The sequence below is a fragment of the Gordonia sp. WA4-43 genome (genome assembly GCF_020520305.1).
Classification (GTDB): domain Bacteria; phylum Actinomycetota; class Actinomycetes; order Mycobacteriales; family Mycobacteriaceae; genus Gordonia; species Gordonia hongkongensis.
Genome location: NZ_CP084736.1, coordinates 4,000,937 through 4,013,986, shown reverse-complemented (window position 1 = coordinate 4,013,986; position 13,050 = coordinate 4,000,937). Strand labels below are relative to the sequence as shown.

At 68.9% G+C, this 13,050-nt stretch carries 15 protein-coding genes; 12 read left to right on the top strand and 3 right to left on the bottom strand.

Annotated elements, in window-relative coordinates; translation table 11 throughout:
• Window positions 1–101: 101 nt before the first annotated feature.
• Window positions 102–761, bottom strand: coding sequence for a DsbA family protein (locus LEL84_RS18120; protein WP_159370020.1), 660 nt, complete (start codon window positions 759–761; stop codon window positions 102–104).
• Between the two features lie 44 nt (window positions 762–805).
• A complete protein-coding gene (locus tag LEL84_RS18115) occupies window positions 806–1,204 on the bottom strand; it encodes a winged helix-turn-helix transcriptional regulator (protein WP_159370019.1) in 399 nt (132 codons plus the stop codon).
• A 26-nt stretch (window positions 1,205–1,230) separates the two neighbouring features.
• Here LEL84_RS18115 and LEL84_RS18110 point away from each other — a divergent pair, with 26 nt between their 5' ends.
• Window positions 1,231–1,614 carry a VOC family protein gene (locus tag LEL84_RS18110; RefSeq protein ID WP_159370018.1) on the top strand — a complete coding sequence of 128 codons (384 nt, stop codon included), beginning with the start codon at window positions 1,231–1,233 and terminating at the stop codon, window positions 1,612–1,614.
• Window positions 1,615–1,665: 51 nt separating this feature from the next.
• Here LEL84_RS18110 and groL read toward each other — a convergent pair whose 3' ends face one another.
• Complete coding sequence (groL, locus tag LEL84_RS18105) at window positions 1,666–3,291, bottom strand: chaperonin GroEL (RefSeq protein ID WP_058251318.1); 1,626 nt, start codon at window positions 3,289–3,291, stop codon at window positions 1,666–1,668.
• Window positions 3,292–3,523: 232 nt separating this feature from the next.
• Here groL and LEL84_RS18100 point away from each other — a divergent pair, with 232 nt between their 5' ends.
• The 11 genes from LEL84_RS18100 to LEL84_RS18050 all read left to right on the top strand — a co-directional run bounded on the left by LEL84_RS18100 (window position 3,524) and on the right by LEL84_RS18050 (window position 12,904).
• A complete protein-coding gene (locus LEL84_RS18100) occupies window positions 3,524–4,429 on the top strand; it encodes a TIGR03621 family F420-dependent LLM class oxidoreductase (protein WP_159370016.1) in 906 nt (301 codons plus the stop codon).
• Window positions 4,430–4,499: 70 nt separating this feature from the next.
• The gene (locus tag LEL84_RS18095; RefSeq protein WP_068970516.1) at window positions 4,500–5,135 is read left to right on the top strand and encodes a DUF4178 domain-containing protein; all 636 of its coding nucleotides are present in this window, start codon (window positions 4,500–4,502) and stop codon (window positions 5,133–5,135) included.
• A 59-nt stretch (window positions 5,136–5,194) separates the two neighbouring features.
• Window positions 5,195–5,743 carry a DUF2617 family protein gene (locus LEL84_RS18090; protein ID WP_226512373.1) on the top strand — a complete coding sequence of 183 codons (549 nt, stop codon included), beginning with the start codon at window positions 5,195–5,197 and terminating at the stop codon, window positions 5,741–5,743.
• Window positions 5,740–6,273 carry a DUF4247 domain-containing protein gene (locus tag LEL84_RS18085; RefSeq protein WP_065630125.1) on the top strand — a complete coding sequence of 178 codons (534 nt, stop codon included), beginning with the start codon at window positions 5,740–5,742 and terminating at the stop codon, window positions 6,271–6,273. Before LEL84_RS18090 ends, LEL84_RS18085 begins: the two co-directional genes overlap by 4 nt.
• Window positions 6,274–6,330: 57 nt before the next feature.
• A complete protein-coding gene (locus tag LEL84_RS18080) occupies window positions 6,331–6,756 on the top strand; it encodes a DUF350 domain-containing protein (protein ID WP_226512372.1) in 426 nt (141 codons plus the stop codon).
• 67 nt (window positions 6,757–6,823) lie between these two features.
• Window positions 6,824–8,386: a polyamine aminopropyltransferase gene (locus tag LEL84_RS18075; RefSeq protein ID WP_226514349.1), complete on the top strand. Its 1,563-nt coding sequence runs from the start codon at window positions 6,824–6,826 to the stop codon at window positions 8,384–8,386.
• Between the two features lie 40 nt (window positions 8,387–8,426).
• Window positions 8,427–8,564 (top strand): hypothetical protein, encoded by a 138-nt coding sequence (locus LEL84_RS18070; protein ID WP_165630638.1) that lies wholly within the window; start codon window positions 8,427–8,429, stop codon window positions 8,562–8,564.
• A 103-nt stretch (window positions 8,565–8,667) separates the two neighbouring features.
• Window positions 8,668–9,858 carry a sensor histidine kinase gene (locus tag LEL84_RS18065; protein WP_226512371.1) on the top strand — a complete coding sequence of 397 codons (1,191 nt, stop codon included), beginning with the start codon at window positions 8,668–8,670 and terminating at the stop codon, window positions 9,856–9,858.
• Window positions 9,859–9,937: 79 nt separating this feature from the next.
• Window positions 9,938–10,753: a LytR/AlgR family response regulator transcription factor gene (locus LEL84_RS18060; RefSeq protein ID WP_068970519.1), complete on the top strand. Its 816-nt coding sequence runs from the start codon at window positions 9,938–9,940 to the stop codon at window positions 10,751–10,753.
• A complete protein-coding gene (locus tag LEL84_RS18055) occupies window positions 10,746–11,144 on the top strand; it encodes a hypothetical protein (protein WP_226512370.1) in 399 nt (132 codons plus the stop codon). The genes LEL84_RS18060 and LEL84_RS18055 overlap by 8 nt, the downstream gene beginning before the upstream one ends.
• A complete protein-coding gene (locus tag LEL84_RS18050) occupies window positions 11,141–12,904 on the top strand; it encodes a cation acetate symporter (protein ID WP_226512369.1) in 1,764 nt (587 codons plus the stop codon). Before LEL84_RS18055 ends, LEL84_RS18050 begins: the two co-directional genes overlap by 4 nt.
• Window positions 12,905–13,050: the final 146 nt, after the last annotated feature.

The following is a 13,050-nucleotide window of genomic DNA, read 5'->3' as shown; positions in this document are numbered from 1 at the left end:
CGGAGTCCGACGCGTCGGTCCCGACCTCCGGCACCGCACACACGCCGTCGACGCAGACCGCCGCGTCGTCGTCGCCGATCATCTCGAAGGGCACCACCGGGTCAGACACGATCGGGCTCCTCGGCGCGGACCTTGTCGAGGGCCTGCGCGAAGGTTTCCGGCGCCTGGGCTCCGGAGATGCCGTACTTGCCGTTGATCACGAAGAAGGGAACCCCGCTGATCCCGTATGCACGGGCTTGGTCGATGTCGGCTTCGACGGCCGCGGCGTACTCGCCCGACTCGAGCGCGGCCAGCACGGCGTCGCGATCGAGACCGACATCGGCCGCCAGATCGGCGAGTTCGTCGGCGCGGCCGACGTGGCGCCCCTGCTCGAAGTACGCCTGGAACAGACGCTCGGCCAGATCCGCCTGTCGGCCATGCGCTTTCGCGAAGTGCAGGGCCTCATGCGCTTTCAGGGTCTTGGTGTGCTGCAGCCGGTCGAAGTCGTAGTCGAGACCGACCTCGGCGGCGATCCCGCGGACCTGGTCGAGCATCCTCCGGACCTGATCGGCCGGCATGCCCTTGTGCCGGACGAGGAAGTCGACCTCTGAACCGTCGAAGTCGACCGGCGTATCCGGTGCGAGCTCGAAGCTGTGGTAGGTCACTTCGACGTCGTCGCGTCCGTCGAACTCGGCGAGGCCCGCCTCGAACTTGCGTTTGCCGATGTAGCACCAGGGGCAGGCGATGTCGGACCAGATGTCGACGGTGATGGGAGCGCTCATTGCCCTCTCAACACCTCGCGGATCGAGAACGTTCCCGGAGTGCGTCACACCCGATCAGCCGCCCCAGGCGCGTCGAGCAGGTCGTCGAGATGCGTTCGCGACCAGTCGCACAGGCCGTGGACCGTCGAGACGAGGTCGCGGCCGGCGTCCGTCAGGGTGTAGTCCACCCGCGGATTCGCGCTGCGATGGTCGTGCCGATGGATCAGGCCGTGCGCCTCGAGATCGCGCAGCGTCTGGGTGAGCACCTTGTCGCTGATCGTCCCGATCGATCGCTTCAACTCACGAAACCGGCGGGGTCGCTGCCGGATCTCCTCGAGGACGGTCAGACCCCATTTCGTCGACACGACGGTGAACACCGACCGCGCGAGGTGCCGGGCGCGCTCTTCGGCCTCGGACGACGGCGCGGCGTCCCCGCTCACATCGAAGTGCGTACTGCCGCTCATCCGCCTGCGCTCCTAGTGGTGTGTCGATGCGAGTGCTGAAGACCTACGCCAGGATATTCGTCGCCGACCTCGACGAGTCGCTTCCGCTGTACGAGACGATCGTCGGTGCATCGGCCGATCTCCGATTCGCTTTCGAGAGGGCCGAACTCGCCGCCGTCGGCGACTTCCTCCTCATCGCGGGAGCCGACGACGACGTCGAGGCCTACCGGTCGACCGTCGGACCGGTCATCGTCGACGATCTCGACGCCTTGATCTCGCAGGTCAGCGGCGGAGCCGGATCCGAGAGCGCGACTGGACGATTCGCCTACCTTCGCCATCCCGACGGTGCGGTCCTCGAGTATGTCCAGTGGTCGCGGGAAGTCGCCGAAGCCGTGCTCGGAACGCCGAAGGCCGGCCACCCGCTTGGGTGACCGGCCTTCGGTTGGTGCTGCGTGAGTGGACGCAGGGATCTGATCAGGAGATCAGAAGCCCATCCCGCCCATCTCGTCGCCACCCGGCATGGCCGGTGCGGCGTTCTTCTCGGGCTTGTCGGCGACGACGGCCTCGGTGGTGAGGAACAGAGCCGCGATCGAGGCTGCGTTCTGCAGCGCCGAGCGGGTGACCTTCACCGGGTCGTTGATGCCGGCCTTGAGCAGGTCCTCGTACACACCGGTGGCGGCGTTGAGGCCGGTGCCGGTGGGCGAGTTGAGGACCTTGTCGGCGACGACGCCCGGCTCGAGGCCGGCGTTGATCGCGATCTGCTTGGCCGGAGCCGACAGGGCGACCTTGACGATGTTGGCGCCGGTGGCCTCGTCACCCTCGAGCGAGAGTGCGTCGATGGCCGGCTCCGACTGCAGCAGGGCCACGCCACCGCCGGCGACGATGCCCTCTTCGACGGCAGCCTTCGCGTTGCGGACGGCGTCCTCGATGCGGTGCTTGCGCTCCTTGAGCTCGACCTCGGTGGCCGCGCCCGCCTTGATGACCGCAACACCGCCGGCCAGCTTGGCCAGACGCTCCTGCAGCTTCTCGCGGTCGTAGTCGGAGTCGCTGTTCTCGATCTCGCCGCGGATCTGGGCGACACGACCGGCGATGGCGTCGGGATCGCCCGCGCCCTCGACGATGGTGGTCTCGTCCTTGGTCACGACGACCTTGCGAGCGGTACCGAGCAGCTCGATGCCCGCGCCCTCGAGCGAGAGGCCGACCTCTTCGCTGATGACCTCGCCACCGGTGAGGATGGCGATGTCGGCCAGCATGGCCTTGCGGCGGTCACCGAAGCCCGGGGCCTTGACGGCGACGGACTTGAAGGTGCCCTTGAGCTTGTTGACGACGAGGGTCGAGAGAGCTTCGCCCTCGACGTCCTCGGCGATGATCAGCAGCGGCTTGCCGGCCTGGATGACCTTCTCCAGCAGCGGCAGCAGGTCCTTGATGGTCGAGACCTTGCCCGAGACCAGCAGGATGTACGGGTCGTCGAGGACGGCTTCCTGGCGGTCGGCGTCGGTGACGAAGTAACCCGAGATGTAGCCCTTGTCGAAGCGCATGCCCTCGGTGAGCTCGAGCTGCAGGCCGAAGGTGTTGGACTCCTCGACCGTGATGACGCCTTCCTTGCCGACCTTGTCCATCGCCTCGGCGATGAGCTCGCCGATCGAGGCGTCGCCGGCCGAGATACCGGCGGTGGCAGCGATCTGCTCCTTGGTCTCGACCTCCTTGGCGCTCTTCAGCAACGACTCGGTGACGGCCTCGACGGCCTTCTCGATGCCGCGCTTCAGACCCAGCGGGTTGGCGCCGGCAGCGACGTTGCGCAGACCCTCACGGACGAGAGCCTGGGCGAGAACGGTGGCGGTGGTGGTGCCGTCGCCCGCGACGTCGTCGGTCTTCTTGGCGACTTCCTTGACCAGCTCGGCGCCGATCTTCTCGTACGGGTCCTCCAGCTCGATCTCCTTGGCGATGGACACACCATCGTTGGTGATCGTGGGGGCGCCCCACTTCTTCTCCAGGACGACGTTGCGACCCTTGGGTCCCAACGTCACCTTGACGGCGTCGGCAAGGCTGTTGAGGCCCCGCTCGAGGCCGCGACGGGCCTCTTCGTCGAACGCAATTTGCTTGGCCATGGGTAAGTGATCCTCCGAAGGGGGTGACACTAGGTTCGTATGGCCGGAACTCGGTGCCCGCGACGGACGACCGGTGTGTCATTCGGTACCGGCCTCACCGTCCCGACCTGGCACTCACAGCTCGCGAGTGCCAACCTCGTTTTTAGCACTCGACCAGTGCGAGTGCAAGGCTGGATCAGGTGTCCCGGTCGGCTGCGTGGTCGGCCGCCGCGACGCTGACTACGTTGAGGACATGTCACTCGCCTTCAGGGAGTTCAGGTTCGGGGTCAACATGCTCGCGGCCGACACCGCGTCGTCGTGGCAGACGCGTGCCCGATCGGTCGAGGAACTCGGCTACGACGTCCTGCTCGTCCCCGACCACTTGGGCATCCCGAGCCCGTGGCCGGCACTGGCCGTCGCGGCCACCGCGACGCAGCGCCTGCGCGTCGGCCCGTTCGTCCTCAACGCCGCGTTCACCAACCCCGCGCTGCTCGCCCGGGACGCCGCCACCGTCGACCGGTTGTCCGACGGCCGCGTGGAACTCGGACTGGGCACCGGCTACGCCCGGGAGGAGTTCGACGCAGCGGGGATCGAATACCGGTCCGCGGGCCGGCGCGTCGATCACCTGTCGGCGACCGCCGCCCGCGTGACAGAGCTGCTCGCCGACGAGGATCATCAGCCCCGACCCGTGCAGCCGAGGATTCCGCTCCTGCTCGCCGGCAACGGCGACCGCGTGCTGACGATGGCCGCCGAACACGCCGACATCGTCGGGTTCACCGCGGCCCGAACGGGACCCGACGGCGATCTGGAACCGCTGTCCGCCGGCGATTTCGACGAACGGGTGGGCTTCGCACGCGCCGCCGCCGGGGACCGCGCCGTCGAGGTGGAGTGGAACCTCCTGCTACAGATCGTCACCGTGACCGATGATCCGACGGCGGTGGCCGACGAGCTTCTCGCGAAGCACGAACTGTCGATGAGCGCTCAGGAGTTCCTGGGCCTGCCGTCGGTGCTCATCGGATCGGTCTCCGACATCGCCGCCCGCCTCGTCGACCTCCGGGAGCGGACCGGGATCAGCTATCTCACCGTGCTCGAACCCGCGCTCGAGGTGTTCGCCCCGGTGATCGCGGAGCTGCACGCCGTCGACGCCGGAGGGCGGTGAGGCGGTCACGGTCATTCGCACCCCCGACGACCGACGTCCCGCAAGCTGCCGGTCGACTAGGGTCTGAACCGTGGAATTCCTGCTGATCATCATCGTGGCGCTGCTGGCGATCATCGCGGTGGTCGTCATCTTCAACTTCCTGGGCAATCGGCGGGCCCGGCAGGCCGAGCAGGACGCCCTGCGTGAGCGGACCTATCGCCCCGGCGATCCGTTCTCGTCGGCCGACGACGATTCCGTCTACGGCGACCCCCGCGATCTCAAACCCGGCGACCTCGTCGAACTGCGCGGTCAGACCTACGCGGTCCGGGGCACCCTGCGCCTGACGCAGGACGGCTACACCTGGACCGAGAACTTCCTCGACACCGGTGTCGGGTCCAAGGCCTGGATATCGGTCGAGGACGATCCCGACCTCGAGGTCGTGCTGTGGCACGAGGTACCCGGTGCCGCCGTCACCCCCGGCCCCGACACCGTGGAGCTCGAGGGGCGTCGATACCAGTCGGAGGAGGCGGGCTCGGCGCGTTTCACCTCCGCGGGGACCACCGGCGTCGCGACCTCGGGCCGGATGGCCTATCACGATTATCAGGCCGGCGACGACCGCCTGTCCTTCGAGGACTACGGCAGCGGCTGGGAATGCGCCCGCGGCGAACTGTTGTCCCGCGCGGACTACCGCATCTACCCCACCAACCCGGCTCCGGAAACACCCTGACGGCGGCCCCGACGCCCGCCCATCCACACGACGCCCTGAGCACGGAGATCGCAGCACGCATGACCGAGAACACCGGACACCCCGGCGACCCCGCCGCACAACTCGCGGTGGCCTACGCCGACACCAGCGCGAGCCAGCTCGGCTTCTCGCTGAGCGCACCCTTGCAGGAGCCCCTGGCACAAGAGGATCGCGAGATCGACGGCATCACGGTGTCGGTGCGGCTGCTCGGCGCGAGCCATCAGGTACTCGTCGAAGACGGGGTGCAGCGGATCTGCGAGACCGTCGCCTGCCTGCCGGAGGTGACCTCGGCACTGCCGGAGAGTTTCCAGGAGAGCGGTTACTACTTCAGTTCCCGTGTGGAACAGGTCAATCCCGACCAGCTCGCCGCACTCGTCGAACAGCTGAGCGTTCGCGTCACCGAACAGCTGGCCACCGGACATCCGTGCGTGATGGGTCGCTTCCCGGGGGAGCCGCACGCCGTCACCGCGATCGTGTCGGAGTCCACCGATGACTCCATCAGCTGGCACACCTGGCACACCTATCCCAAGGCCGCCGAGGTCGTGATCACCTCCAGCAGGATCGACCGCGGTCCGGTGGCCCGCCCATGACCGGGCAACCACCGCCCGGCGGCCCACCGGACCCGCGCCGCCGTCTGAACAAGACCCGCAACATCATCATCGGCGTGATCGTCGTGCTCACCATCTTCGCGCTGATCGGTGCATGCACCGCGCGAGTTGCCCGTGGCGGCGGCATCGGGGGGTCGGCGCGCGACTACATCACGCAGAACTACGAGCGCGACACCTCCCTCGACGAGGGCGACGTCGACGCCTATGTCGCCGACGGGACCCCGGAGCAGGTGGCGGCCGAGATCCGCGACGCCGAACGTCCGAGCGACCAGCGGAGCGGCGCCACCGGCACGGGCAACATCGCCGGCACGCAGTTCCTCCAATACCCCGACTACCTGGTGGGCCTCTTCCCGCTGGCGGCCGGCGCCACCCGGGTGATGCTCAGCCGGGATTATCGGTCGGGGTACCACCACTACCACCCCTACGTCGGCGCGTTCTGGGTCCCGACCCCCCGCTACGCGGGTAGCGGCAGCGGAAACCGCGGCGGCGGGAGCGGTGGTGGCGGTAAATGATCGTCGTCCGTCCGGCACGTGCCATCGAATTCGTCCGACCAACCAACGGAGAAGACCATGCTCGCTGATATCGCTGAGAACGCCTACGCTGCAGGCGCTTACGCCGGTGTCGGCGTGATCCTGATGATCATCTCGTTCGGCATCCTCGACCTGCTCACGCCCGGGAAGCTCCGTTCGCAGCTGTGGACGGACCGCAACCGCAACGCCGGCATTCTGGTGGGTTCCAACATGCTCGCCGTCGCCGTGATCGTCACCGCCGCCATCGTCGCGAGCGAGGGACGACTGCTCGAGGGGCTCACCTACACCGCGGTGTACTCGGCGATCGGCCTCATCGTGATGGCGGTGACCTTCCTCGTCATCGACCTGCTGACCCCCGGCAATCTCGGCGAGTTGCTGGTCCACCCGGAGAGCCACCCGGCGGTGTGGGTGCAGGGCGTCGCGCACATCGGGGTGTCGATCATCGTGGCCGCCTCCATCCTGTGACCGGGTTCCCGCACTCCCCCGTTTGTCCGTGACCGGTCACGACTCCGCTGCCGCCGACGCCGAACCGGTGACGACCGAACCCGTTCCGGACGCGCTGGCGATACGACCGCGATTCGCCCGCGCCGGACTGCTGGCCGTCGTCTTCGTCTGCGCCGCCTGCGGGTTGGTGTACGAGCTCGCGCTGGTCTCGCTCGGCTCGTTCCTGATCGGCAACACCGCGACGCAGGCGTCGATCGTCCTCGCGGTCATGGTCTTCGCGATGGGCATCGGGTCACTCGCCGCGAAACCGCTCCAGCCACAATCGGTCACGGCCTTCGCGGTCATCGAACTGCTGCTCGCCCTCATCGGCGGACTGTCGGTGATGGCGCTCTACGCGGCGTTCGCCTACCTGGAGTTGTACACGCCCGCCCTCGTCCTGGTGGCCTTCGTGCTCGGCATCCTGATCGGTGCCGAGATCCCGCTGCTGATGGTTCTGCTGCAACGGATTCGACGCCAGGAGGCGGGTTCGGCTGTCGCCGACATGTTCGCGGTCGACTACATCGGCGCCCTCATCGGCGGCCTGTGCTTCCCGTTCCTGTTGCTGCCGTTCTTCGGCCAGTTGCGCGGCGCCCTCGTGGTCGGGCTGGTCAACGCCGCGGCCGGCTGCTTCCTCGTCTTCGTCATCTTCCGCAAGTCGATGTCGCGCACCCAGATGGGTGTCCTCTCCGCGTCGGCCGTCGCCGTCGTCGCCGTCCTGATCGCCGGCCTGATGCTGTCCGGCCGCTTCGAGATCACCGCGCGCCAAGCGCTGTACCGCGATCGCATCGTCGCCGCCGAACGTAGTGCGTACCAGGACATCGTCATCACCGAGAACCGTTTCGGCGCAACGGCCGACACCCGCCTGTACCTGAACGGCGACCTGCAGTTCTCCTCGGTCGACGAACATCGCTACCACGAGACGCTGGTGCATCCGGCGATGTCCGGGAACCACGACTCCGTGCTGATCCTCGGCGGCGGTGACGGACTCGCGCTCCGCGAGGTGCTCACCTACCCCGACGCCCGCGACGTCACGCTCGTCGAACTCGACCCGGAAATGATCCGACTCGCCCGGACCGACGAGCGTCTCACCACGTTGAACCGGGGATCGATGACCGACCCCCGAGCCGAGGTGATCGCCGCCGACGCCTTCTCCTGGCTGCGCGGCACCGACCGCCGGTTCGACGTCATCATCGTCGACATGCCCGACCCCGACGACTCGGCCACCGCGAAGCTGTACTCCACCGAGTTCTACGCGATGGTCCGGGCGCATCTCGCCGAGGCGGGCCGCACCGTGGTCCAGGCCGGGTCCCCGTACTTCGCGCCGAAGTCGTTCTGGTGCGTGGCCTCGACCATGCGCGCGGCCGGACTGGACCCGACCCCGTACCACGTCGACGTGCCGGCCTTCGGCGACTGGGGATTCCACCTGGCCGGCGCCGAGGGCAGGGTGACCCCGACCGTGGCGGCGCCCGGACCCCTCCGGTTCCTCAGTCCCGAACAGTTGGCAGCAGCAACGGTTTTCCCACTGGATCGGCAGCGACTGGATCTGCCGCCGTCGACCCTCATGGACCCGCGGATTCTCCGGTACGCACAGGGCGAGTGGGCGACCTACTGACGTCGGCAGATCGCCGGAGGCAGGTCAGAGTGCGGCCGCGGTGTCCGGCGACAATGCGATCAACATCTTCCCGCTGGCGCTCGTGCGGTCGGCGGCGGTCGCCGTCGCCGTCGCCGGGGAGTGGGAGCAGATCACGGCACTGTGCCGGGCCACGCGCGGCCTGCGAACCGCCGACTGATCGAACCGCCCGGGAGTTGTACGCCTCCGTCCCGACCCGGGCGTCGACCGATCGCGTGGCGTTCGCGTCCACCGATGCGGGAGGATGGGCCGCGGGAGGTGCGATGTCTGCTGAGCTGGCCGTGGTGTTCGGGATACTGGTCGTCACCGTCGTCTGGGCACTCACCGTCCTGGTGCGCACCCGGCGACGAGTGGCCACCCCTGCCGAGCGGGCGGTTCATCTGGCCCTGCACACCGCGTCGCTCGCCGCCCGCTCACTGCGCACCGGACTGTCGGCGGAGTCGGCTCGCGAAGCACTGCCGCACCTGCACTCCCTGACCGGCGCCGAAGCGGTCGCACTGTACGACGGCGAACCGAGCCGCCTCGCCCACGAGCCGGACGGTGAGGCCATCTGGGACGACGAGATGCTCGGTCACGCCGACCGTGCGGCGTCGTCCGCGCTGGGTGACCTCCGACGCGTGCTGCTCACCGACCCCAGCGGCGCCGAGTCGCCCGTGCGCGCGCTGGTAGCCCAGCCGCTCCTCGCCGACGATGTCGGGGTCGGGGTCCTCGTGGTCGCCACCACGCGACGGCCCGGCCCCGGAATGCTCGGCGCCATCGCCGAAGTCGCGCGGTACGCGTCGAGCCAGATCGAACTCGCCGACCTCGACGCATCCCGCGCACGGCTCAACCGCGCCGAGGTCCTCGCCCTGCGCGCGCAGATCAGTCCGCACTTCATCTACAACGCGCTCAACACCATCGCCTCGTTCGTGCGGACCGACCCCGACCGGGCGCGCGATCTCGTCCTCGACTTCGCCGACTTCACCCGATACTCCTTCCGGGCCGCCGGCGAATACACCGTGCTGGCCGACGAGCTGCGGAACATCGACCGCTACCTCACCCTCGAACGAGCCCGCTTCGGCAATGCCCTGGACGTCAAACTGCATGTCGCACCGGAGGTCCTGAACGTCGTGGTGCCGTTCCTCGCCTTGCAGCCGCTCGTCGAGAACGCCGTCCGGCACGGTCTTGCGTCAAAGGGCGGCGGCACGATCACCATCGTCGCGGCCGACGAGGGCACCGACTGTGTCATCACGGTCGAGGACGACGGCGTGGGCATGGAACCGGAGCTCCTGCGCAGCGGCGCTCTCGACGCCCTCGACCACAGCGAGGGTGCCCACGTGGGCCTGACCAACGTCGACCACCGGCTCCGCGCCGCGTTCGGCAACGACTACGGCCTCGTCGTCGAGACGGCTGTCGGCGCCGGCACCAAGGTGGGGATGCGTGTCCCGAAGTTCCGTGCGGGCATCCGGGCATGAAACGCAACGCCCGAGTTCCGGCGGTGCCCGAACTCCAGGGCGGTAAACTGCGGGCTGTCGTCGAGGCGGGAGGTGTTCCATGACCGCACTGGTGGTACTCGCTGTCGACGACGAACCACCCGCTCTCGACGAGCTCGGCTACCTGTTGAACCGGCAGGACGACGTCGCCGAGGTCCGCTCCGCGTCCGACGCCACCGGCGCCCTCCGCGAACTCAACGAGCACCGCATCGACGCGATCTTCCTCGACATCAACATGCCCGGCCTGTCGGGACTCGAACTCGCCGGCGTCCTCGCGAAATACGCCTCGCCCCCGGCGATCGTGTTCGTCACCGCCCACGACGACCGGGCCGTCGACGCCTTCGAGGTCGGAGCGGTCGACTACCTGCTCAAACCCCTACGCGAACAACGCCTCACCCAGGCGGTCGACCGGGTCCGCGCGAGCCTCGACAGTCGGGAGCGTGCACCCGAGCCCGCGCAACCGACCGTTCGACCGGAGCGTCGCGCCACATCGGACGAGGTCATCCCGGTGGAGATGAGCGGCGTGACCTCGCTCGTCCGGCGCGATTCGATCTCCTGGGTCGAGGCCGTCGGCGACTACGCCCGACTGCACGCCGACTCGGGCGCACATCTCGTCCGCATCCCGTTGTCGACGCTCGAATCCCGCTGGCAGGAGACCGGATTCGCCCGGGTACACCGGTCCTACCTCGTCGCGCTGCCGATGGTCACCGGATTGCGGACGGTCGGCGGCGGCACGGTGGTGTGCGTCCGCGCGAACGGCGCGTCCGAGGCCGTCGAGCTGCCCGTGAGCCGCCGACAGGTCCGCGAACTCAAGGACCGCCTCATCCGGGACCCGCTGCGCCAGTACCGTTCCCCCACCGCACGGGACGATGGCTGAGCACCCGCCCCAGCGCGAACGGGTGGTGCTCGCCTCCCGCCGCGGGGCGCGAATGGTCCGTACCCGCGTCGAGGTCCAGGAACAGACCGAGGTCGGCGACGCGCTCGTCCGCGGCCTCATGCGCGCCCAACTCGGTCTCGGCCTGCGGCTCGGAGGCGCCCTGCTCGCCGTTGCTGCCGCCATACCCGTTGCCGCCTGGATGTTTCCGGGGATCGCCGACGCCGGCGTCTTCGGGATTCGACTCATCTGGCTGATGCTGGGAGTACTCGCCTTCCCACTCCTGTATCTGACCGGACGGCTCTACGTCCACCTCGCCGAGCAGGCCGAACGCGACTTCATGGGCCTCGTGGATGACGATCTGTCCGACGCACCCGAACCGGGCCCGCCGTGACGACCGACGTCCACGCCCTCACCGCGATCGGCCTGTTCGCCGCTGCCATCGCCACGATCGCGGTCGGCGCGTGGGGCGGGCGTTTCTCACGGACCACGTCGGACTTCCTGGTGGCGTCGCGGAGCGTCGGCTCACGCTGGAACGCCGCCGCGGTCTCCGGTGAATACCTGTCGGCAGCATCGTTTCTCGGCGTAGCGGGCCTCATTGCGAAGTACGGTGCGGACGCACTCTGGTACCCCGTCGGGTTCACCGCCGGCTACCTGGGCCTGTTGCTGTTCGTCGCCGCGCCCCTGCGTCGTTCCGGGGCCTACACGGTGCCCGACTTCGCCGAGTTCCGCCTCGCCTCGCCGGCGGCACGGAAGACCGCGATGCTCGTCGTGGTCGTCGTCTGCGTGCTGTACCTCATCCCGCAGTTCCAGGGCGCGGGACTCACCCTCAACATCCTTCTCGGCGCACCGGTGTGGGCCGGCGTGGTCGGCGTCGGACTGATCGTGATCGTGAACGTGGTGGGCGGCGGCATGCGATCGATCACCTTCGTGCAGGCCTTCCAGTACTGGCTCAAGCTGACCGCGATCGCGGTCCCCGCGCTCGTCCTGATCGGCGTCTTCGCCCAGGACCCCACTCGCGTCGGCGAACCCGCGCCGCCGCGCATCACCACCGCGACGACCGTCGACGTGACCACCGACGTCTCGGTCACCGTCGCCGAGACCACCGGCGTGCGGGTCACCGGGACGCTCGACGGGGTCGTCGTCGACGACGCGCCGGTGGACACCACCGGACCCCACGTCATCTCCGCGGGCTCGACGATCTTCCTCGACGCCGGTGCGGCCACTCCGGTCGTCGCGGGCGCGCCGGCACAGAACGCGGACTGGATCGCCCCCGGCGGGGGCTTCGGCGGCAGTCACCCGCTGTACCAGGTGCTGTCGCTCATCATCGCGATGTTCCTCGGCGTGATGGGTCTGCCCCACGTGCTGGTGCGCTTCTACACCAACCCCGACGGGCGATCGGCGCGGCGAACCGCGCTGGCCGTCATCGCACTGCTCTCGTTGTTCTACCTGTTCCCCATCCTGCTGGGGGTGTTCGCACGGCTCTATGTCCCCGAACTGCTGATCACCGGCACCGCTGACGCCGCGGTCCTGTTGCTGCCGAGCGCGGCGGTCGGCGGGATCGCCGGTCAGATCCTGGCCGCGCTCGTCGCCGCCGGGGCGATCGCCGCCTTCCTCGCCACGTCGTCGGGACTGCTGGTGTCGGTCGCCGGGGCGCTCGCCACCGACCTGCTGCGCGGCCGGGTGCGCGACTTCCGGGTGGCCGCGGTCATCGGCGGACTGATCCCGATCGGCTTGTCGCTGGCCGCCGCGTCCCTGGAACTGTCCCGGACCGTCGGGTTGGTGTTCGCCGTCGCCGCGTCGACGCTGTGCCCGCTGCTGGTCCTCGGGATCTGGTGGCGCGGACTCACGGCCGTCGGCGCGATCGCCGGACTCGTCGTCGGCGGCGCGTCGTCGGGGTCGGCGACGATGCTGGCGATCGCCGGGGTCGTCGACGACGACGTGCTGGGCGGGTGGCTTGCGGTCGTGATCGGCTACCCGGCCGCTGTGACGGTCCCACTCGCGTTCGGCACGATGGTGCTGGTCAGCAAGGCAACCCGGGGACGGGTACCCGTCGACCTCGCACGGACCTTTGCCCGGATGCACGTCCCGGAACGCGTCGGGATGGGGCTCGATCGCACCCCGGGACGGGCCCCGGACGAGCGGGCGACCTGACCGTTCGGACAGGTGACCGTTCGCCGCTCGTCGGATCTCACCGACCGTCCGGCGCACGGACCGCGGGTTTCGGCGTGTGACCCAGGCCACCCGATTGCCTGTGATCTGCACCTCATTCAGGCTGACTTCCGTAGAGCCATCACACA